Source organism: Corynebacterium tardum (assembly GCF_046717785.1).
Taxonomy (GTDB): domain Bacteria; phylum Actinomycetota; class Actinomycetes; order Mycobacteriales; family Mycobacteriaceae; genus Corynebacterium.
Window position 1 is genome coordinate 2,268,829 of the sequence record NZ_CP177104.1, and the last position, 22,652, is coordinate 2,291,480.

14 protein-coding genes and 1 pseudogene are annotated in these 22,652 nt (G+C 59.2%); 9 read left to right on the forward strand and 6 right to left on the reverse strand.

The features are described 5' to 3' along the window. Positions 1-29: 29 nt before the first annotated feature. Both ACLI1P_RS11005 and ACLI1P_RS11010 read left to right on the forward strand, forming a co-directional pair. Positions 30-1,328 carry an acetyl-CoA C-acetyltransferase gene (locus tag ACLI1P_RS11005; RefSeq protein WP_411708858.1) on the forward strand — a complete coding sequence of 433 codons (1,299 nt, stop codon included), beginning with the start codon at positions 30-32 and terminating at the stop codon, positions 1,326-1,328. Between the two features lie 52 nt (positions 1,329-1,380). After that, entirely contained in the window at positions 1,381-3,444 is a 2,064-nt protein-coding gene (locus tag ACLI1P_RS11010; RefSeq protein ID WP_411708859.1) for an acyl-CoA dehydrogenase family protein, read from the forward strand. Between the two features lie 89 nt (positions 3,445-3,533). Here the strand turns inward: ACLI1P_RS11010 and ACLI1P_RS11015 are convergent, their stop codons facing one another. Continuing rightward, positions 3,534-4,454, reverse strand: a complete 921-nt coding sequence (locus ACLI1P_RS11015; protein ID WP_411708860.1) for a LysR family transcriptional regulator — start codon at positions 4,452-4,454, stop codon at positions 3,534-3,536. A 154-nt stretch (positions 4,455-4,608) separates the two neighbouring features. Between ACLI1P_RS11015 and ACLI1P_RS11020 the strand changes: the two genes are divergently transcribed. Next, the gene (locus ACLI1P_RS11020; RefSeq protein WP_408932549.1) at positions 4,609-5,619 is read left to right on the forward strand and encodes a TDT family transporter; all 1,011 of its coding nucleotides are present in this window, start codon (positions 4,609-4,611) and stop codon (positions 5,617-5,619) included. Between the two features lie 19 nt (positions 5,620-5,638). On the opposite strand, the gene trhA is transcribed toward ACLI1P_RS11020, so the two are convergent. Further along, on the reverse strand, positions 5,639-6,319 hold the full coding sequence (trhA, locus tag ACLI1P_RS11025; protein ID WP_408929556.1) for a PAQR family membrane homeostasis protein TrhA: 681 nt from the start codon (positions 6,317-6,319) through the stop codon (positions 5,639-5,641). Positions 6,320-6,579: 260 nt separating this feature from the next. Between trhA and ACLI1P_RS11030 the strand changes: the two genes are divergently transcribed. Further along, on the forward strand, positions 6,580-7,617 hold the full coding sequence (locus ACLI1P_RS11030) for an alpha/beta hydrolase (protein ID WP_411708861.1): 1,038 nt from the start codon (positions 6,580-6,582) through the stop codon (positions 7,615-7,617). A 607-nt stretch (positions 7,618-8,224) separates the two neighbouring features. Here the strand turns inward: ACLI1P_RS11030 and purL are convergent. Genes purL through purS form a run of 3 tightly spaced genes read right to left on the reverse strand, consistent with a single transcriptional unit; the run spans position 8,225 to position 11,449 of the window. Beyond that, the gene (purL, locus tag ACLI1P_RS11035) at positions 8,225-10,516 is read right to left on the reverse strand and encodes a phosphoribosylformylglycinamidine synthase subunit PurL (RefSeq protein ID WP_411708862.1); all 2,292 of its coding nucleotides are present in this window, start codon (positions 10,514-10,516) and stop codon (positions 8,225-8,227) included. 34 nt (positions 10,517-10,550) lie between these two features. After that, positions 10,551-11,219 carry a phosphoribosylformylglycinamidine synthase subunit PurQ gene (gene purQ / locus ACLI1P_RS11040; RefSeq protein ID WP_042532233.1) on the reverse strand — a complete coding sequence of 223 codons (669 nt, stop codon included), beginning with the start codon at positions 11,217-11,219 and terminating at the stop codon, positions 10,551-10,553. Next, on the reverse strand, positions 11,219-11,449 hold the full coding sequence (gene purS / locus ACLI1P_RS11045) for a phosphoribosylformylglycinamidine synthase subunit PurS (RefSeq protein WP_411708863.1): 231 nt from the start codon (positions 11,447-11,449) through the stop codon (positions 11,219-11,221). The genes purQ and purS overlap by 1 nt, the downstream gene beginning before the upstream one ends. A 228-nt stretch (positions 11,450-11,677) precedes the next feature. Here purS and ACLI1P_RS11050 point away from each other — a divergent pair, with 228 nt between their 5' ends. Further along, the gene (locus ACLI1P_RS11050; protein WP_411708864.1) at positions 11,678-15,616 is read left to right on the forward strand and encodes an ExeM/NucH family extracellular endonuclease; all 3,939 of its coding nucleotides are present in this window, start codon (positions 11,678-11,680) and stop codon (positions 15,614-15,616) included. Between the two features lie 92 nt (positions 15,617-15,708). On the opposite strand, the pseudogene ACLI1P_RS11055 reads toward ACLI1P_RS11050, so the two are convergent. Next, positions 15,709-15,935, reverse strand: a pseudogene (locus ACLI1P_RS11055) (IS256 family transposase); the annotation flags it as partial. A gap of 325 nt (positions 15,936-16,260) precedes the next feature. Here ACLI1P_RS11055 and ACLI1P_RS11060 point away from each other — a divergent pair. From ACLI1P_RS11060 to ACLI1P_RS11075, 4 genes are all read left to right on the forward strand, one after another. Next, positions 16,261-17,208, forward strand: a complete 948-nt coding sequence (locus tag ACLI1P_RS11060) for a trypsin-like serine peptidase (RefSeq protein ID WP_239181172.1) — start codon at positions 16,261-16,263, stop codon at positions 17,206-17,208. Beyond that, positions 17,162-17,578, forward strand: a complete 417-nt coding sequence (locus ACLI1P_RS11065) for a hypothetical protein (protein ID WP_239181173.1) — start codon at positions 17,162-17,164, stop codon at positions 17,576-17,578. Before ACLI1P_RS11060 ends, ACLI1P_RS11065 begins: the two co-directional genes overlap by 47 nt. 1,297 nt (positions 17,579-18,875) lie before the next feature. Then, the gene (locus ACLI1P_RS11070; protein ID WP_411708865.1) at positions 18,876-20,816 is read left to right on the forward strand and encodes an ATP-dependent nuclease; all 1,941 of its coding nucleotides are present in this window, start codon (positions 18,876-18,878) and stop codon (positions 20,814-20,816) included. Next, positions 20,813-22,468 (forward strand): UvrD-helicase domain-containing protein, encoded by a 1,656-nt coding sequence (locus ACLI1P_RS11075; RefSeq protein WP_411708866.1) that lies wholly within the window; start codon positions 20,813-20,815, stop codon positions 22,466-22,468. Before ACLI1P_RS11070 ends, ACLI1P_RS11075 begins: the two co-directional genes overlap by 4 nt. The last annotated feature ends 184 nt before the right edge of the window (positions 22,469-22,652 follow it).

Consider the following 22,652-nt stretch of genomic DNA (forward strand, 5'->3'; position numbering starts at 1 on the left):
CGCGCTGAACCACTTGCGAAGGAGCCTTAATGACCACCCCCCAGCACCGCGTAGCCATTCTGGGCGGCAACCGAATCCCGTTTGCCCGCTCCAACAAGCAGTACGCACACGCGTCCAACCAGGACATGCTCACCAGCGCGCTCGACGGCCTGGTCGCGCGCTACGGGTTGCACGACGAACGCCTCGGCCTCGTGGCGGCCGGCGCGGTGCTCAAGCACTCGCGCGACTTCAACCTCACCCGTGAGACCGTCCTCGGCTCCGCTCTGGACTCCCGCACCCCGGCGCTCGACGTCCAGCAGGCCTGCTGCACCTCGCTGGCCGCCGCTATCCACGTGGGTGATGCCATTGCACAGGGCCGCATCTCCGCCGGCATCGCCGGCGGCACGGACACCACGTCCGATGCTCCGCTAGCCGTCAACGACACCCTGCGCCGCACCCTGCTGGGCCTGACCCGCGCGAAGACCGCTGCGCAGCGCGCACAGCTCATCGGCTCCATCCGCCCCTCCCAGCTCGCTCCGGAACAGCCGCAGAACGGCGAGCCGCGCACCGGCCTGTCCATGGGTGAGCACGCCGCCATCACCGCGCGCGAGATGCACGTGTCGCGCGAGGCCCAGGACGAGCTCGCCTTGGCCTCCCACCAGAACCTCCACAAGGCCTGGGAGGAGGGCTTCTTCACCGACCTGACCACCGGCTTCCTCGGCGTCAACCGCGATACCAACCTGCGCCCGGACTCCTCCCTGGAGTCCCTGGCCAAGCTCAAGCCGGTCTTCGGCAAGCGCGACGCGGAGCAGCACGGCGCCCAGGCCACCATGACGGCAGGCAACTCCACGCCGCTGACCGACGGTGCTTCGGTCGCCCTCCTCGGCTCCGAGGAGTGGGCCGCCGAACACAACCTCGAGCCGCGTGCTTTCCTCGTGGACTCCGAGACCGCCGCTGTCGACTTCGTCCACGGCCCGGACGGCCTGCTCATGGCACCGACCTACGCCGTCCCGCGCCTGCTGGAGCGCAACCACCTCTCCCTGCAGGACTTCGACTTCTACGAGATTCACGAGGCTTTCGCCTCCCAGGTCGTGGCCACCCTGTCCGCCTGGGAGGACGAGACCTACTGCCGCGAGCGCCTGGGCCTGCCTGACGCGCTCGGTCCCATCGACCGCGCCAAGCTCAACGTCAAGGGCTCCTCCCTTGCCGCTGGACACCCGTTCGCCGCCACCGGCACGCGCATCCTGGCCACCGCCGCCAAGATCCTCGAAGAAAATGGCGGCGGCCGCGCCCTCATCTCCATCTGCGCCGCCGGCGGCCAGGGCGTCGCGGCCATCGTCGAGCGCTAAGCAAACCTCACTCCACAGAACTCCCCAGAACGCAACGAAAAAGGAACCCACCATGACACTCTCCAAGTCTTTCGACACCACCCGCGAGGCAGAGTCATCCAAGGCTCCCAAAGCTGAAGCCCGCAGCCCCCGCCGCCTGCCCACCACCGCGAAGCCCAGCGTGGCAACGGAGCTGGGCGCGCTTCTCGACGGCCCCAATGCCTCCTTCCGCGACGACCTGCGCTCCTTCCTCAACAACCCGGAGCTCTTCCCACACCCGGAGCTGTCCCTGGAGCAGCAGCGCGAGCACACCTTCAACAACCTGACCAAGGTCCGTGACTTCGGCGGTTTCACTTACGGCCTGCGCCGCGCCCACGGCGGCGAGGGAAAGCCGAACCTGGCCACCTTCACGCTCGAGGGACTGGCCTGGGTTGATGGCTCACTGGCCATCAAGTCCGGCGTGCAGTGGGGCCTGTGGGGTGGCGCCCTGGACCAGCTCGGCACCGAGCGCCACATCGAGTGGATCAAGAAGGCCGCAAACCTGGAGCTGCCCGGCTGCTTCGCCATGACCGAGCGCGGCCACGGCTCTGACGTGCAGTCCCTGGAGACCACGGCCACCTACGACCCGGAGACCGACGAGTTCGTCATTAACACCCCCTCCGATACCGCGGTGAAGAACTACATCGGCAACGCCGCCAAAGATGGCCGCGCCGCCGTCGTCTTCACCCAGCTGATCACCCCGGGCAACGAGGGCCGCTCTCACGGCGTTCACGCCATCATCGTGCCCATCCGCGATGAGAACGGCAACGAGCTACCGGGCGTTTCCTTGGGCGACCACGGCCACAAGGGCGGCCTCGTAGGCGTCGACAATGGCACCCTTCGCTTCGACCACGTCCGCGTCCCGCGTGAGAACCTGCTCAACCGCTTCGCAGACGTCGATGAGAACGGCAAGTACTCCTCCCCCATCGAGTCCAAGAACGCCCGCTTCTTCACCATGCTGGGCACCCTCATCCGCGGCCGCATCGGCGTCTCCGGCGCCGCCGGTGCTGCCACCGAGGCTTCCCTCGACATCGCCATCCGCTACGCCAACCGCCGCCGCCAGTTCGAGGGCGCAACCGGCGCGGAGAAGCGTCTCATCGAGCACCGCCAGCACCGCCGCCGCCTTCTCATCCCGCTGGCCCGCACCTACGCACTGCACCTGCTGTACAACCAAATTCTGGAGCGCTACCAGGAGCAGAACGACCAGCACGAGGCCGGCACGTGGTCCGTCACGGAACCGACCGAGGAGCAGAAGTTCGCCGCCCGCGAGATGGAATCGCTGGCTGCCGCCATCAAGTCCGCCCAGACACAGCACGCCAACCGCACCATCCAGGAGTGCCGCGAGGCCTGCGGCGGCGCCGGCTACATGTCCGAGAACCGCCTGACCACCTACCGTGCGGACGCCGACGTGTTCGCTACCTTTGAGGGCGACAACACCGTCCTCATCCAGATGGTGGGCAAGAACCTGCTCACCGCCTATGGCCGTGAGATGAATGACATGAGCCCATGGGACACCGTAAAGTACGCGGCGACGACCGCCACCGACGTGGTCAACCGCCGTTACGGTTTCACCACCCGCCTGCAGGGCCTGGTGGACCGCGTGAACCCGTCGGAAGCATCGCTGTTCGATGCCACGTACCAGGCCAAGCTTATCGACGACCGCGCCCAGTCCGTCCTCCTCTCCCTCGTGCGCCGCATCCAGCCGGCCCGCAAGGCGGATAAGGTGCAGGCCGCCGCCATTGTGGACCAGTGCCAGGACCACCTCATCGCCGCCGGTTGGGCTCGCGTGGACACCTTGCTCGTGCAGGCCATGATTGAGGCGGAGGAGCGCCTTGAGGAGGGTTCGATGGCTCGCCAGGTCTTCGAGCAGCTGCGCCACCTCTTCGTCTTCGACACCATCGTGCAGCATGCCGGCTGGTACCAGGAGCACAACCTCATCCCGGCTGGCCGCATCAAGGCCGCCCGCGCCGCCATCAACGACCTCGTTGATTCGCTAGCTCCGTGGTCCGTCGTGCTCGTGGATGCCTTCGGCGTCCCGTCCGAGGTTCACAACATTCCGATGCTGAACGAGGCCGGTGTGGATCCGCTCCACACGTAAGCAACGTTCCCACCGTTCAGAACGCACCCCGCTCGCGGGGTGCGTTCCCTGGTTTTTACCTATCCTGGCCTGACTTCGAGTCCCCTGGGCTAGGCCCTCGCCCCTTCCGCATAGTCCACGAGAAAACGCAGGAACTGCTGGGCGGGATCGGAAAGTCGGTTCTGTGAGCTCCACACGACGCGTAGCGGCCGGTCAAAACTAACACCGGCCACCGGTATTTCTGCATACTCACCTGTCTCCAGCTGAGACACCACCGCCCGTCGTGCAATTACCCCGGGAGCTCCCAAAGCTCCTATCGCGGTACGCTGTGCGCCCAACGATCCAAACTCCCCCGCGGGCGGGGCAAGCGTCCCCAGAACATCCGCTACAACTTCACGCGTACCACTTCCCTGCTCACGCAATACCAGAGGTGTGGATTGCAACTCCTCTTTAGTCACCGCCGCTACCTCAGGAACTGTTGGGGAAACTGCAGTACCGCCTGGTTGTCGCGGACTATTCGTTTCAGCCCAACGGTGCGCTGCAGGGACAACCACGACCAACTCATCATGCCCGACCACACGCTGATGCAGCTCGTGCGCTACCCAGTTGCCTTCAACAATGGCTAGTTCCGCATGTCCTTGAACAACATGATTCTGCGCCTCCCGGCTGTTGAGCTGACGCATGTGCAAATGGGTATGCGGGTAAGCACGCTGATAGGCCGCAGCCCAGCGAGGATAGTCCACTTCGGCGATCGTATGAGAAACAACCAATTTGACTTCCTCGGTGGGACTTCCTCCTACAGCAATTTCGAGACCCCTCGCGCATTCGTCTAGGGCACCGTGCAGACCTTCGAGCACGCGAACGATCCGGCTCCCCGCCTCCGTGGTGAAGCTACCCGCCGCTCCGCGCCAAAAAATCCGTTGGCCCAATCGCTTTTCAAGTTTTGAAATACGCGTACTAACCACTTGCTGGGAGACCCCCAAGTGTTGAGCGGCTTTATTCATCCCCCCGTACCGAACTACGGCAAGCACTGCATCAACTGTAAGCGCGTCGGGTACGTAACCGCGTGGGACTGGAAAAATTTCATCGCTACGGTTATTTGGCGTGGGGTACATTTTTTTATTGTAACCCCGATAGGTTTCTGCGCTCTCCCGCTTCGCCGAGGCAGTGCCTAGCCTGAAACCCATGTTAAAAATTCACGATGAGATAAAACTCCCACCTCTAGGCCCTGCCTGGGCTGGTTCACTCATGGGCCTATCGATCTCATCGACCCTTATCAACATTCATCTGACGCCAGTTGTGGGTAGGCTGCCCGCCGCATTCATGCTTGGGATTGCAACCTCTCTAGCCCTAGCGCTCTTGATCGGTTTCTTGAGAAACCGCGTTCCTGGATTTGACTCCACTGACATGCCAGCGTGGGGTATGGCTTCAATGGGCATCCTCGCCTTGGGGAGCGCCTACTCCAGTGTTTTCACTGCTTGGACAATCCATGCGCTGTGCTGGGGAGTAGGAACTGTCCTTGGCGTCGTTACCTGCCTTCGATTTCTCCATTTCCTTATCGTCACACGCCCCTCTGGGCCGGCATTTACCTGGGGATTACCCCTCGTAGCACCCATGGTGGCCGCCACGTCCTCAGCGCAATTGACACCACATGCTGGCGAGTGGGCTTCGGTAGTCCACGGTATCGGTGTGGCCTGCTTTGTACTGGCCTGGACTACCGCGGTACCCACGTTTACCTTCGTCTACCTGCGCACTTTTCCAAAGCTTCCCACCAGCTTCGCCGCCACTGCTTGGATCCCGCTCGGCTTGGTCGGCCAGTCCACCGCAGCTGCGCAGCTACTCGCTGGTGACAAATTGCTCACTGGTGATCAATGGCGCCTTCGAGCTGCGGTCTACGGCGCTGCGATGCTCAGCCTCGGCGTCCCGTTAGCGGTTTATGCCATCACCAAACACTGGGGGGCAGTCTTGGGTAGCACTTCAATGTCCTACAACCCCTCGTGGTGGGCCAGTACTTTTCCTGTAGGCACGTGTTGCCTCGGTAGCCATGCCGTGTCCACACAGAGCGCTCCGCTGTCGTGGAACGTGGAATGGTTGGATACTGTCAGCGCCGCCTTGCTAATTCTTCTTCTTGTTCACGTCATGTGGGCGACATTGGGTGCTGCCGCAATAACTTGGATGAGAACTCGCAGCTCGTAGCGTTAAGACTTCTACACCCCTAGACCACAACCATCCAAATAGCTACCATGTGCACCACCGCCGCGGCAATCGTCGCGGTGTGGAAGTGCTCGTGGTAGCCGTACCAGCGGGCGTTGCGCCCCGGCCACTTGAAGCCGTACATGAGCGCACCCACTGAATAGACCACCCCGCCAGCAAACAGCAGCCACACCACGGCCGGGCTCGCGGAGTGCCATAGGTTCGGCAACAGCGGCAGAATGAGCCAGCCCAGTACCAGGTAGACCACCACATCCAGCCACCGCGGGTGATTGATCCACACCAGGTTCAGGACAACACCCATGATGGCGCCTACCCACGCCGCGGTCAGCATCCATAGCGCCTGGGTCGGCTCCAAGACGATGGCACACAGCGGCGTGTACGTCGCGGCGATAAAGACGGAAATGGTGGCGTGGTCCGCCCGGCGCCACCACTGCACCGCCCGCATGGTCACCCACGGCCAGCGATGGTACAGCGCTGAGACCGCGAAGAGGCCCACGACGCCCACGCCGTAGACCGTCACCGCGAGCCCCTGCCACCACGGCAGCGTCATCCACGCGAAGGTGATGAGCACCGTGGAAGCAATCACGGACAGAATGGCCGCGAAGAAGTGTCCCCAGCCGCGCGTGAGCGGGCGCGGACCGCGGTCTGCCATCCAATAGCTCCGCTGGATGAGCTGCTCCATGGTGCTGTCCTGGCGCACAGGGGCTTCTGCAACGGGAGGTTCGTGCCTGGAGGAAATGTGAGTACTGGGTGCGTTCATAGTGAGGGGCCTTGCCTTGCCTGAGATGCGGGTCATGCGCATAACGCATTCACCCCCAAAACTTACGTAACCGTAAATATACGGCTGAGCGCCGCGGCAGACAAGGGCGAAGCGAAAGTTTCCACGAAATTTCCACCGATATTTAAAGTTCGCGGGTGCTAACCCCGTAAACTACGCACATTATGTTTTCCTCTGTCTCAATTTCTCGCCGCGCCGCGGCAGTGTGCGCGGCTGCCTTGGTGGCGTTGGGGGCGGCGTCGGCAAGCACCGGCTCTGCCGCCGCCCAGTCCAGCACGATCGGTGAGGCTTCCTCGCGCGTGACCAACCCGCAACCCTGGCTTGGCAACAAGCCTTTCATCACCTCAAAGCGCCACGTGCACGGCAACCACTGGGTGGTGGACGTGTGGTCCCCGGCCAACCGTGCGGTGATTTCCAATAACGTCCTCCTCCCCGCAGGTGATAAGCCCCGGCCCTCCTTCTACCTGCTGCCCGGCGTGGAGGGCGGCCAGGCGGGCATGAATTGGATGACCCACTCCGATATCGGCAGGTGGGCTGTGGGCAAAAACGTCAACGTGGTGATGCCACTCGGCGGTGCCTACTCCCTCTACACCGATTGGAACGCCGACGATCCCATCCTGGGCGTCAACAAGTGGAACACCTACATGACCACTGAGTTGCCGCCGCTTATCGACGCCGAATTCCACGGCACCGGCCGCGATGCCATCGGCGGCATTTCTTCCACCGCTGGTGCCGCACTCGACATCGCCGGCCATGCCCCGCAGCGCTACAAGGCCGCTGCCTCCTATTCCGGCTGCCCGGTGCGCTCCGGCGCGATTGGTTTCCCCACCTCCACCGCGATGATTGCCTACGGCGGCGGCTCCTCCCTCAACGCGTGGGGTCTGCCAGGCTCCCCGCAATGGCTGGACCACGACCCCAATGCTAACCCCGCTCGCCTGCGCGGCGTTGAAGTCTTCGTAGGCTCCGCCTCCGGAACGCCGGGCCCCATCGATGGCACCACCAACCCCGCCCAGTGGCTCGGGCCCCACGCGATAGAGATGGTGGCCAACCAGTGTTCGGAGGAATTTACACGCAACGCCCGCAAAGCCGGAGTGCGCGTGAACCGCTACTTCAGCCCCTACGGTTCACACACCTTCAACCTTTTCTCCCACCAGATGAAGCTGAGCTGGGATCAGACTATTGCCCGCGCTATCGGCGCCTAAGTTTTGACTGGTTGTCGCTTCACTGCAGACGCAAGCCCCCTTCATCACCACGACCACGGAATATACCCACTGTAGGTTTTGATTCCACTAACCCTCAGCTAAACAACTAGATCTTCAAAGTTCACGTTTGCCCGAAAAAAGGGATTGACGCATGTCAAGATTCTGCGGTAAAATTTTGGTTAATAGTTCATCCCGCCCGGTTCCCTTCGGAAACACGGAGTGGGCTGGATCTCTATTTGCGCAGTGTCGCCAACACTGTCGCCGTGGCAACACATCCCACCTCTAGATTGGCTTTTCATGTCTTCTACGCTCAAGCCAGCAGCGACCATTGGCGAACACATTCTTCGTCTTCAAAGCCGCGGCATGAAGATCGACAGAGGATCATGGCGCATTTGCTGCGGACCGTGTCTCCCGGAACCACGTGGCCTGAAAAAGTAGTGGCCTTGTTAAATGAGCACTTCCTCACCAATCCTCTTGTCGAAAAAGCCAGTATCGGTGTTCACGGCAACTGGGATGGAGAAACACTTTAGATGACTCAGAAAACGGAAAAAGCCCGGCCGAAGCCGGGCTGATGCAGCGTCAACGCTGCTGAGCGGAACTGTGTGTTTTACTCTACGACGGAGTTGGCACCCACCGCGTGACCAAAGAGCAGCGGCAAGGTAGCAGACCAAGCCTCGCGCAGCGCGGCGACGGCAATGGATTCTTCGCCGAGCTCCAACTCGCCCGTATCGGTGGTTTCACCGACGACGACGGCCGGCACGCCGCACTCCTCAGCGCGGTGCAGCAGGGTGTCGACGCGGTCTGCGGTCGTGGCGACGAGCACGCGGGAGGCGGACTCGGAGAAGGCCGCCACGAAGGCATCCTCATGCACCTTCGACAGGTCGAGCTTCAGGCCGGTACCGCTATTCTTTGCCATCTCAAACGCAGTGACGGCAAGGCCGCCCTCAGAAATGTCGTGCGCTGCGGTCACGCCCTCATTGCCCACGAAGAAGTCCGCGAGGCGCATCTCATTGGCCAGGTCCACCTGCGGCGGCAGGCCATTGAGTCCTGTATCCGTGTTGGCTTCATCGGCGCTGACCTGCTGCCAGATGGAGCCGCCGAATTCGTCCTTGGTTTCACCCAGCAGGATGAGAACCTCCGGCTCGTCCACGCGGCCGAGCTCGTTACCGATGGACTTGTGAACGTCATCGATAACGCCGAGGACACCCACGACGGGCGTCGGCAAGATCGGCTCCTCACCGGTCTGGTTGTAGAAGGACACGTTGCCGCCAGAGACGGGGATGCCGAGTTCCACGGCGCCATCGGCAAGGCCATGCACGGACTCACGGAACTGCCACATGACGTCCGGGTTCTCCGGGGAACCGTAGTTAAGGCAGTTGGTGATGGCGACGGGGCGGGCACCGGTCACAGCAACGTTGCGGTAGGCCTCCGCCAGCGCCAGGCGCGCGCCCATGTTCGGATCCAGCTTGGTGTAACGGCCAGACGCATCCGCGGAGACGGCCACGCCACGGCTGGTTTCCTCATCGATGCGCAGCACACCGGCGTTGGCGTGGTGGGACTGCACGGTGTTGCCGCGCACATAGCGGTCATACTGATTCGTGATGAAATCGCGCGAGCACAGCGCCGGGGAGGCCACGAGTTTCTTCAGGGTCGCGGTAAGGCCTTGCTTCTCGACGCCCTGGAATTCCTGCAACGCATCCTGCCATTCCGGACGGGCGTAGGGGCGATCATAAACCGGACCCTCGTTCGCAATGGTGTGGGCCGGTGCGTCGACGACGACCTCGCCCTGGTGGCGGATGATGAGGTGCTTGCCGGTGGTGACCTCACCAATCTCAGCGCAGGTAACGTCCCAGTGCGCACAGATTTCCTTGAACTTCTCCACGTTCTCCGGGGTCACCACGGCGCACATGCGCTCCTGGGACTCGGAGGCGAGGATCTCCGCGGCGGACATGTCCTTGGCGCGCAGCGGCACGTTGTCGAGGTTGATCTCCATGCCACCGTCACCGGAGGCAGCCAACTCGGACGTGGCGCAGGCCAGGCCCGCACCGCCCAAGTCTTGGATGCCGACGACGATGCCGGACTTGTACAGGTCCAGGCAGCACTCGATGAGGACCTTTTCTGCAAACGGGTCACCGACCTGCACGGCCGGCAGCTTACGCTCCGCGCCGTCCTCGAAGGTGTCAGAGGCCAGCACGGACACACCGCCAATGCCGTCCAGGCCGGTGCGCGAGCCGAAGAGCATCACCTTGTTGCCCGTTCCCGAGGCAAAGGCCAGTTTGAGATCCTCCACCTTCAGGGTACCCACACACAGGGCGTTAACCAGCGGGTTTCCAGCATAGGACTCGTCGAAGACGGTTTCACCACCAATGTTGGGCAGGCCCAAGCAGTTGCCGTAGTGCGAAATACCGTCGACAACACCGGGGAGAACGCGCTTGGTATCGGGGGCATCGGCAGCGCCGAAGCGCAGCTGGTCCATCACGGCAATGGGGCGAGCACCCATGGCCATGATGTCGCGGACGATGCCGCCCACACCAGTGGCCGCGCCTTGGTGCGGCTCCACGTACGAGGGGTGGTTGTGGCTTTCGACGCGGAAGGTCACGGCGTTGCCGTCTCCGATGTCGACCACACCAGCGTTCTCACCAATGCCAGCAAGAATCTTCGATCCCATCTCCTCGGTCATGGTTTCACCGAAGTAGCGCAGGTGCGTCTTGGAAGACTTGTAGGAGCAGTGCTCCGACCACATCACGGAGTACATGGTCAGCTCGGCGTCGGTAGGACGGCGGCCCAGAATCTCGCGGACGCGGGCGTACTCGTCGTCCTTGAGGCCCAGGTCGCGGTAGGGCTGTTCAATATCCGACTGCTGGGTAGCCTGCTCAACGGTGTCGTTGTGTACGGTCATGGTTTCTCCTTGTTCCCTTTCAGCCGCCGGCGATTTAGGCCCTGGCCAGGGTGTTGATGGCGGACACAAACAAGCCCAGACCGTCGGTGGACGGTCCGGTCAGCAGATCAATAGCGTGCTCTGGGTGCGGCATGAGGCCCACGACGTTGCCGGCCTCATTGGTGATACCCGCAATGTCATTGATGGAGCCATTGAAGTTCTCGGTGTAGCGGAAGACCACGCGGCCCTCGCCCTCGAGGCGCTCCACGGTTTCGGCGTCCGCCTGGAAGCGGCCCTCACCGTGCTTGGCGGGGATAAGGATGCGCTGGTTCTTTTCGAACTCGCTGGTCCACGCGGTTTCCGCGTTCGCCACCTCGAGGTACGTGTCCACGCAGTGGAAGTGCAGGCCCTGGTTGCGCGTCAAAGCGCCCGGCAGCAATCCGGCCTCAGTCAGAATCTGAAAGCCGTTGCAGATGCCGAGCACCGGCATGCCTTTATTTGCTGCATCGACGACCGCACGCATCACCGGAGCCAGTGCCGAAATCGCGCCGGAACGCAGGTAGTCACCGTAGGAGAAGCCGCCAGGAACCACGACGGCATCGACGCCGCGCAGGTCTTCATCCGCGTGCCACAGGGACACCATCTCGGCGCCGGCGGTGCGGGCGGCGCGGGCCGCGTCTACGTCATCAAGCGTGCCCGGGAAGGTAATAACGCCGATCTTCATTACTGGATGACCTCGTAGTCCTCGATGACGGTGTTCGCCAGCAGCGTGGAAGCAACCTTCTCCATCTCCTCGGCGCTCACGGAATCATCGACCTCGATTTCAAAACGCTTGCCCTGGCGTACGTCGCTGACCCCAGCAACCCCCAGGCGCCCCAGCGCGCGAACGACGGCCTGACCCTGCGGGTCCAAAATCTCGGCCTTGGGCATGACATTGACAACTACACGAGCCATGAAAATTTTGCCTTACTGTGCGTGAGTATGGGTGCCCTGCCAGTGTATCCCCCAACCCGGACAGTTTCGGAATCTTCAGGGGGTGAACACGCACTAAACGCCTCGAGAATTCTTGAGGAATCGCACCTTAACTCCCAGCTCGCTCTCAGCTCTCCGGTGTCGCACCAGCTCCCCAGCAGGTAGAACGAGATGCACAATCACTCATCTCCCCGACTCAAGGATTGTCTCATGCATCTCAAGCGAATTGGCTCGCTCGCCATCGCCGCGCTGGTTTCCACCTGCGTGGTAGTCCCTCAGGCCACTGCCGCGGTGGATGGCTCCACCGCTGTCATCTCCGAGGTCTACGGTGGCGGCGGCAACAAGGGCGCCCCCTTCACCAACGACTTCATCGAGCTCTACAACCCGACGGACTCTGCCATCGACCTCACCGGCTGGTCCGTGGAGTATTTCTCCTCCAAGGGCAACTCCGGCGGGAAGACCGCCCTGTCCGGCTCCCTCCCCGCCGGCGGCAACTACCTTATCCAGGAAGGTGGCGGCGGCAATGGCGATCCTCTGCCATCCCCAGATGCGGAGGGCAGCCTGAACATGTCCGGCTCCAAGGGCTCGGTCAAGCTGTACGACGCCTCCGGGGCCGAGGTTGACGTGGTGGGGTACGGCGCGGCGTCGATAAGCGAAGGCTCTCCCACCCCCGCCCTGAGCAACACGACCTCCGCACAGCGCAACGCAGCCGGCGCGGACACCGACGACAACTCCGCTGACTTCGGCACGGGCACCCCAACACCGAAGTCTGCAGGCGGCGACACAACCAACCCTGAACCGCCAGCCCCAGAACCACAGCCGGACCCGGTCGAGCCGGGCGCGACCGTGGCCATCCCAGAGATCCAGGGCACCGGCACGGAGTCCCCGCTCAAGGGCCAGAACGTCACCACCCAGGGTGTTGTCACCGCCGTGTGGCAGGGCGAGAAGTCCCTCAATGGCTTCACCATCCAGACCCCGGGAACGGGCGACGCCGCACCGGCAGACGCCTCTGAGGCTGTCTTCGTCTACACCGGCGGCACCGGCTTCTACCCAAAGATTGGGGAATCCGTCGAGGTCACCGGTTCCGTCGACGAGTACTACGGCCAGACCCAGGTGGTCCTGTCCTCGGGCTCCGTCCTCGAGACTGCACTCGATCCCGTAACCCCGCTTGCCATCGATGCCCTGCCGGAGGGCGACGAGGCTCGAGAGAAGCTCGAGTCCATGCTGCTCAAGCCGGGCGTGCACACAGTGACGGAAAACTACGGCCTTAACCGCTACGGCGAGTTGGGCCTGGCCCCGGGTACGGAGGCACTGCGCCAGCCCACCGACAAGTTCGCGCCTGGCTCCCCGGAGATGCACGCGCTCGAGGAGTCCAACGCTGCGAAGTACGTCATCCTGGATGACGGCTCCACCCGTGACTTCACCCGCGATGGCGCCTCCACCAAGCTGCCGTACATCATGCAGAACGGTTCGGATGTGAAGACCATCCGTACCACCAACCAGGTGGAGTTCGCCGAGTCTGGCGTTATCTTGGGCTACGGGCACGACCAGTGGCGCTTCCAGCCCACCACGCTGATTACCGGTGACTCCGCCACCGCTGACCTGCCCATTACCTGGGACCCAGCCCGCCCAGAAGCCCCGCAGGTAGCCGGCGATTACACCGTTGCTGCGTTTAACGTCCTCAACTTCTTCATTAACCTTGGTGAGGACAACGGTGCGAAATCCTACAAGGACCGCTTTGGCAACGGCGTGGGTTCTGACAGCGGTACGTTCCGCGGCGCGTGGTCTGCCTCCGCATTTGAGGACCAGAAGGGCAAGATCCTCACTGCGCTGGAAGGACTCGACGCCGATGTCATCGGCCTGTCTGAGATTGAGAACGCCGCCAACACCGTGGGCGGTTCCTACGATGACGCCGTGAAGTACCTCGTGGGCGAGCTCAACTCCCGCGCAGGTTCCGAGGTGTGGGATTACGTCAAGGCTCCGGCAAACTCCGCGGCGGACACGGATGTCATCCGCACTGCGATCATCTACAAGAAGGACCGCGTCGAGCCAGTAGGTGAGGCCACCTTGCTGGAGGACGAGCGTTTCAAAGGCACCGCCCGCACCCCGCTGGCTGCCGAGTTCGTGCCGGTGCAGGACAAGTGCGCTGCTGAAGGTCCGGATTCCTTCGTTGTGGTCACCAACCATTTCAAGTCCAAGGGTTCGGTAGCTAACGGCGACAAGGACACCGGCGATGGCCAGGGCAACAACCCCAACGTGCGCAATGCCCACGCCCAGGCTGTCCTCGATGGGTTGGCGAAGCAGCCGCAGTGGCAGGAGAAGGCCACCTTCGTCATGGGTGACCTGAACACTTACTCCAAGGAAGACGCCATCTCGATCTTCCGCAACGCGGGCTACACCATCCCGGTCGAAGAGCTGAACCCGGAGTCTGAGTGGCAGGCCGTCGCGTCCTATCAGTTCTCCGGCCGCATCGGCTCCCTCGACCACATCTTGGCCAACGAGCACGTCAACGCGCAGGCTGCGCAGACCTGGAACATCAACTCCGACGAGCCGATTGCCATGGAGTACTCTCGCCGCAACTACACCGGCGGGGACGTCTTTGAGTCCGATAACCCGTACCGCTCCTCCGACCACGACCCGGTCAAGGTGGGCTTCAACCTCGGCACCGTCGAGCGCTCCGCTGACCAGCTTCAGGGCTGCGACACTCCCGAGCCCAAGACCGTTGCTGACGTCGCCGTGCTTGACGACGGCACCCTCGAAGTCACCTACACCGACGGCACCACCAAGAACCTCGGCAGCGTCGCCGGCCCGAAGGGTGACAAGGGCGATAAGGGCGATGCTGGCAAGGACGGTAAAGACGGCCAAGACGGTAAGGACGGCGCCCAGGGTCCGAAGGGCGATAAGGGCGATAAGGGCGATGCTGGCAAGGACGGTAAAGACGGCCAAGACGGTAAGGACGGCGCTCAGGGCCCCAAGGGCGATAAGGGCGACGCTGGCCAAGACGGTCAGGACGGAACCGATGGCAAGGACGGACGTGGCATTGAGTCCGTAGCGACCGACGAGAACGGTAACCTCATCATCACCTACACCGACGACACCACTGTCAACGCCGGCAAGGTTGTTGGTGCCGACGGCAAGGACGGCGTCCAAGGTCCGAAGGGCGATAAGGGCGACGCCGGCCAGAACGGCAAGGACGGAACCGATGGCAAGAACGGCCGCGGTATTAAGTCCGTGACTACCAACGACGAGGGTGACCTCATCATCACCTACACCGACGACACCACCGAGAACGCCGGCAAGGTTTCTGGCCCGAAGGGCGACAAGGGTGAGCCGGGCAACGACGGCCGCGGCATCGAGTCTGTTCGCATCAACGACAAGGGTGAACTCATTGTGACGTTCACTGATGGCAAAGAGCAGAACGTTGGCAAGGTCGTCGGCTCCGATGGCCAGGACGGTAAGGACGGCGCCAACGGTAACGATGGCGACAAGGGCGACGCCGGCCAGGACGGTGCCGACGGTAAGGACGGTGCCGATGGTAAAGACGGTGTCGACGGTAAAGACGGTGCCGACGGTAAGGACGGCCGTGGCATCAAGTCCGTGACGACCAACGACAAGGGCGAGGTGGTCGTCACCTACACCGACGGCACCTCTGAGATTCTCGGTACCCTCGCCGGCGCGAAGGGCGACCAGGGCACGCCGGGCCGCGATGGCTTCGATGGCGCACCAGGCCGCGACGGCACCGACGGCCGCGATGGCGCAAACGGTAAAGACGGCAAGGATGGCCGCGGAATTAAGTCCGTGACCACGAATGCCGACGGTAACCTCGTTATCACCTACACCGACGGCACCTCAGAAACCGTCAAGTCCGGCGACAAGCCAGCCGCCCCAGCAGGTGGTTCCTCTGTGAGCGAGCGCTGCTTGCCGACGGTCCTCGGCCTCACCATCCCAGCAGCACTCGCCATTCCGCTGGCTTTCCTCGGCAGCTTCGGCGCAAAGCTCAACATCCCGGGACTTGAGCCGGTGAAGAAGCAGATTGAGTCGATCACTCGCAACATTCCACGCGAGGCTCAGTACGCTGCTGGTGGCATCGGCTTGCTCGCTGCCCTCGGCATCATCGCCGCAGCCTGTGCTCCAACCGAATCTGAATAAAGCGCTCTCCTGAGTTTAATGTGTGCGTTTTGTATGTAAGCCTTGGACTCAAGGGCATTTTTCTCCTCGCGTAACGGACATTTCGTGTGGATTTAGGAACGCCCGACCCAGCCTTTTCTTACGTCTAGGCTGGGGTTCCATTCGTTGTCGATGTGGGCGTCGTATGTGGCTGGTCGCCGTCTGGGTGGCCGCGCCGTTTGAGTTCTTCTTTCGCCCAGGCAGCGCGTGGTGCTTTTTCTCCTTGGCGTCCGAAGTCTTGTTACTTGGCTAACTCCAGTGGCGCTACAGGTTCTTCGGTGTGGGTATCGAGCCACCGGTCTGAAGGGTCCCAAGTTTTGTCGTCATGGATAAGCTTTAAAGTCATGCCCGGAGACAACACGTCCATATAGCTCCCGCAGAGAAAACCAACCCCGACTACCCCACCCACGAGGTTGGCAACCTATATAGGATCCCCAGCGCAGCCGGCCAGTCGGACCCGATGAAACAAGAGGCCACCCCTCCCCTATTTGGGGGAACACGAGGCAACATCAAACCGCCTGACGGTTGCACGGCCCTTTTCGATGCCTCATAATTCACTGCAAGGTGAATGGGAATTACCCCAGTTCACCCCACACATCATCATCTCTCACCTGCAAAGGACACTCATGAAGTTCTCTCTTCGGAAATCTACTATCACAGCAATAGTGGCTGCAATAACCTGTCTGTCCCCCACCGTAGCAAATGCTCAAACCCAAGCATTTCACGACTCTGTGGTGGGCGTGTCAGAAACAGGCGAGGAGCTATTCCTGCCAATTGCAACTGATAACGATGACCTCAACTCTGGCACGGAGGCAGTTGGACTTTCCGGATTTCCAAACACGGCGACCTCCCAAGACCGCGAAACCACGGTAGGGACTTACTCGATTATCGGTACCGATGATCGGCAAAAGGCATCTCCCAACCCGGCTATCGTCCAGATCCAGCGAGACGGCTTCAACCATTGTACTGGCTGGATGATTTCACCAGATACTCTCATTACGGCGGCCCACTGCCTTTACGACGTAGATGAGCAGAGATGGACTCCAAAGCTCATTTTCCGTCCATCCGATTGGAGCCAGTGGTCTTACACCTTTGCATCCCAAAAGTGGGTATCTGCCAAATACCCGACTACAGAGTCCGCCGATCATGACTGGGGAGTTGTAAAGTTCTCAAAGCCGATTTCTTCCAGCTGGTTTGGAATTAAACCGAGCGATACTTCTTCCGCTTTCTCCGGGCAAAAAGCAACTGTCACCGGATTTCCAGGAGAAAAAGGCGAGGGTCTGATTCGCGACTACGGACAACTGTGGACAATGAGCGGAATCCTTCAACCAGGGACCCAAACTCGACTCTGCTATAACTTGGACACCACGGGCGGACAAAGCGGTTCGCCGGTCTATACCACAGACAACGCTGCCATCGGCATTCACACGCATGGCATCAGCGATCTCGGCTGCCCTGAAAACAGTGCCCTACGTATCAGCCCAAGCATGCTAAATACCTTCAATGACATTAAGGAGATCCAAAACAATGCAACCACAGATCCCGGTTCCAGCTCAGGTTCAAGCTCTCATTAATAACCCCAGTAATCTTCTGGGACTCATTGGTACCGTTCTGGGCATTATTTCCCTAGTTGTTGCAATCAGTGTCGGCCAAGGTCTCCCCGACGATGGGCAGGCCACGCCTAATGAAGGAGAATCAACGATTCAAGTTGTAACCTCCAGTGGTAACCCGGCAGGCGAATGTAAGCTTATTGGTCTTTCGCAGGAAAAGGTACACACGACTAATGCCAATGGCGTGTACTTCTACGGGTTGGAGCCTGGTTCGCATACCATCAACGCATCTTGTTCAGGGCTTTCCAGCCTTTCCTCCGCGCGAGTGCTCGAGGGAAGTCAGGAAGTAACTGTGAATGACGAGCCGGTAATGGTAAAGATTGTTGTTAAGTAGATTGGCCCTAACTTTCTTGGTTCTAAAGAGCTAAGAGAAACACGCGTGTGCCCCCAGGGAAACCTCCTGGGGGCACACGCTTTCAATGAACCACACCTAATTTGAGAGGGAACCGTACTTTCGTACGCGCCCGTATGAGAAGCTGGCGCATTTAATGACAGCAGCAAAACAGCATTTTCAAACAAATGAACGCTTTTAAACCTCTGCCCCAAGAGCACCAAACGCTTATCTGCATGTGTTTACACGGGCAGTTGGCTGTAAACCTGTAAAGACCCCATCACCTTCAATGCACATCGCGATGATCTGTTTGAAGTTAGCCACAAGAACTGGCTTTTCCAAGTAGAAGTTGACGCAACACCACCGAGTCGTGGCGTCTCCAACACCCCATGTAGTACCGAGTACGCGCTAGACGCCGCCAACAGTGCAGCCAGACCCCCGCCAGCATTACTGACGGAGCTTCCTGCCACTTCCTCACTGACCCGCGACGCCGGAATACTCGCTAAGTTCGTACGCACAGCACAACGAAATCTATCTCAACAGCGGCCCCACAAATAACCCAGACGAACTTCTAGGCTTAGACACCAGTCTCAAAGAACGGCTGGAAGGCTCGTCTCTGTTCAGCCAGGTCAAGCCCCTCATCATGAGGGGCTTTTCTAATTCCGGTTGCGGGTGGGGACTAGAAACCTACGTCCACTAGATTGCGCTCGTGAAACGCGCAACCAGCACACCCGACCGGTTCGCACACTTACACCGCGTCAACGTCGGCCACACCCGCCTACCAGAAAGGGGTGGTGGGCTATTCTGTTGCGACCGGTTATTTGGTAGCAGTGTCGTGACTATCCGCGTAGTTGGTACCGGTGTTCCGCATACCCGGTACTGCATGGGGGTTTCGGGGTCAGGCCCTAGCTAAAGTCTAAGCCTCACTATGCAGGTGTAAAACAATGGCTAATCCAAGCCAATGTTACGGCCAAGATGTAGGCGCAACCCTGCGTAACTATAGGTCGTACCCGAAGGGGCGGGAGCCTAACCGGCAATTCGCTTATAGCGGAATACCTGGCGACAGTGATATCGACACGTAATCATTGGTCTTGAGTTTTCCCTCGTGGTCACTGTCCTTGATTCCGCGCCAGATCACCGACAGAGTTAATTCCGAGCGAGTATCCCGCTAGGCTGTATAACTAAGTGAAATAACAGTCATAGACTTAAATGGGTTAACTGATAGACTTGATTCGAACTATCCTTTTTCTCACGAGTCCCAGCAAACTGCTCCTACTAGATACCAAGGTCTTAACATCTGATGCAGATCACTCACCTCCGAATTAGTGGGTTTCAGTCTTTCGGCCCAGTACCGACCACTATCGAACTAAATGATCTCACGTATGTCCTTGGCCCAAATGGGGCAGGGAAGACGGCTGTTCTCGAAGCATTAGCACGGCTCTTCAGCCCGCTCCCTTCACAGCGCAAAATTCAGCGAACCGATTTCCATATTGAAAGTGGACGAAACGCGGTCGAGGTGCATGCTCAATCACCAGAGCTTTGGATTGAAGCCGATATTGAAGTATCAGAATCTGGGGACGAAGGTGACCACCCCTCAGTGCCTCCGAACTTCGCACATATGCGTGTCGTCTCCGAAGATGGGGTGCCCCAAATTCGTGTCCGATTAACGGCCAAGATTGCCGAGGACAATGTAATCGAAGAGAAGCTTGAGTATATCCTCGAGACAGATACGGATGGAAAGCCTACTCGACGAACCGACATGTCTAGGTTCGATCGTGCCAACATCGAGGTGCACTATTTGCCTGCCCGTCGAGACCCAGCTGAGCAGATTGTCTACACCACGTCATCGCTCTTGGGGCGAGCACTGCGAGCAGCAGATTGGACCACAGAACGTGACACGCTTGTAGATCTTTCCAAAGACTTAACTGATGAATTGACTGACAATGCAGCTGTCATAAGTATCGACTCGAAGCTTGCGGAACAGTGGTCAGGATTACATTCAGGAACCTTCCTTAAGGATCCCGCCGTTACTTTTGGTAACGGGGATCTCGAATCCGTCCTCCGCCAGCTAACAATATTATTCACGCCATCACCAGACGATTCTCCCGTGCCTTTCGATCGGCTTAGTGACGGCCAAAAATCGCTGCTTTACATTTCACTGGTACTGGCATGGCAGAAACTAGGGCGGGAAGTTCTGAACGGCAAAGAGACCGCATTTGATCAACATCGACTTCACCCACCTGTGCACACAGTTCTCGCACTCGAAGAACCAGAGAACAGCCTTGCTCCTCAGTATCTCGGCCGCATCATTCGGCAGATTCGTAATGCTACTGAAGGAAGGGATTTACAAGCTCTGATTGCTACACACTCACCATCCCTTCTTCGCCGCGTCGAGCCCGAAGATATCTGCTTCCTCCGCCTTGATGCCAAACAGCAATCCCAGGTACGACGAATTGTTTTGCCACGGACGGATGATCTGGCGGCAAAATATGTCCGTCAGGCCGTTTTAGCTTTCCCTGAACTCTATTTTTCGAGATTGGTAGTCCTGGGAGAAGGGGATAGCGAGCAAATTGTTCTTCCGCGCGTTCTAGCTGCTGCTGGTATTGCCGAAGATGATGCCTCTGTATCAGTGGTACCACTCGGTGGCCGTCACGTTAACCATTTCTGGCGTCTGCTAACGGAACTGCAAATCCCGCATGTAACGCTGCTGGATCTGGACTCAGGCCGTTACCAGGGAGGTTGGGGGCGCATTAAGAACGCCCTTAACAAGTACAACGAGTTCCACCCTGGAACTTTTGATGAAACAAAAATCAACAATCTCCCAGCATGGAATCATGACGTTGACTTCCCCGTTTTCGACGATTTCTCTTTTTCACGGGGCGAGGGGCCTGTCTATGCGCTTGAAGAGAAAGGGGTCTACTTTTCACATCCAGTTGACCTCGACCTAATGATGCTTGAATCGTTTCCTGATGTCTACGGAGTTAACAGCGCTACAGCCCCTGATGATGAAGTGATTACGGCGGTCCTTGGCAAGTCCCACGTTAACGAAAATCATCTCCCCTGTAACGTCCGTAACTTGTTCGAAAATTACCACCACTTTTTTAATCTTAAGAGCAAACCCGCCACCCACCTCGAAGCGTTAGCTGCGTTGACGGATGAACAACTTTTGGAAAACCTTCCTGAGGTACTGCAGCGTTTAATTTCGAAGGTGGAAAGCATTCTGGAAGAGCTTCCAGAATGATCCAGCCACACGATTGGACGCCCGTTGGCGGATTGCAACTCGAACCCAACGCATTAAAAGCCGTCAAAGAGACCACTACAAACGTCGTTGTGATGGCTGGGCCTGGTACCGGGAAAACAGAACTACTAGCTCAGCGCGCTGATTTTCTGTTCCGCACAGGAGCTAGCAGCTATCCAAAACGCATCCTCGCGATTTCGTTCAAAGTGGATGCAGCTCGCAATCTACAGAGTCGCGTCCGACTTCGGTCTGGTTCTCAGTTCGCGGCTCGGTTTGACAGCTTCACATTCCACGCGTTCGCTAAACGCCTCATCGACAATTTCCGACCAGTACTTACTGGGGCCGACGCGCTCAACGCTGACTACCGCATTGATGAAAACGAGAAGATCCTCCACACACAAATTACCTTCAACGACTTAGTTCCACTCGCGCTGACAATCTTGAAGAAAAGCGCGTATGCGCGCGGAGCGCTGCGACAAACCTATAGCCATGTCTTCATGGATGAGTTTCAAGACGCCACAGCGGACCAATACAACCTCTTGAAAAGCGCCTTTACTGATACCGGCGTACAACTCACCGGAGTTGGCGACACTAAGCAACGGATCATGGGCTTTGCAGGTGCACTCGAAGGCGTTATGGCAGATTTCGCTACTGATTTCAGCGCGACGACACTGCAGCTTTACCAAAACTTTCGATCGAAACCTCAACTTCGTCGGATGCAGAATCGGATGATCCGAGAGATGGAGCCGACGGCGGCCATTCCAGCAGCGCAGATTCTCGGGAAAGGAGGTGTCGTGAGAGTCTTTCGATTCCACGACGACGAGGAGGAAGCTGCCGCCGTTACCAATATGATTGGCCACTGGCTCAGTCAAGGAGTGCCCCCTAGTGAAATCGCAGTAATTGTACGACAACAGCCCCACCTTATTGCTGGACTCCTGGGGAAACACTTCACTGCAGACGGCATTCCCTTTCGCAACGACCAGCAGTCCCAGAATCTTACTGCTGAACCTGCCGCCGCTTTGATCCTCAACTTTTTGTATGTTGTCGCAGACGATGGGCGCCCCGATGAATATTCGACACTAATGCACATGGTCTCCCGCGGCGCCAGTGACAAAACTGATGGAGTGCAGGAAAGTAAATTACGGACATTCTTGAGCGAAGTGCGTGCGGAAATACGCACTACAGGATTCGATGCATCTAACTACTCCTCTTGGAGACTGCTCATTAATCGCTTTTTGGAATTCATTACGCGGCCAGCACTTATCGCACTCTCCCCGTCTTACCATCACGGACAACGGCTCAATGACGTTATTGACGAAATCTCTAATGCGTTCAAGCGTGAGTTGACGGTAGATGGCAGCCCCGTAGCAGGATTGAACCGCCTCTCGGAAAACAATGCGGTCCGGATACTGACTATCCATAAATGCAAAGGCCTCGAGTTTGAGAAGGTAATCACACTCGGAGTTGAAACCCAATTCTACCGGGGTTCAATCGAAACCGTGAGGTCTGAGTACTTCGTTGCGATCTCACGCGCAAAAGATGAACTTGTTCTAACTGCGACACATCATCGCCCTAAGCCTGATGGGGCAAACTTATATTGGAAAGAGAAATCGACGCCTTACAAAGAATTGCTGGAATACGCCGCTGGCCTATAAACAGATCATGAACAGACTTAAGGCTCTTAATGCCGGAAGTGACGCAGACTATTTATTCATTGCTTACGCTTGTGGCTCATGAACTCTCATAACCTAACTGACGAAAGTGGATCATCATACCTGACGCCCGCTTGGCAATGAGTATGAGTGCGCCAGACATATTTCAGATGTTACGCAAAGCCGG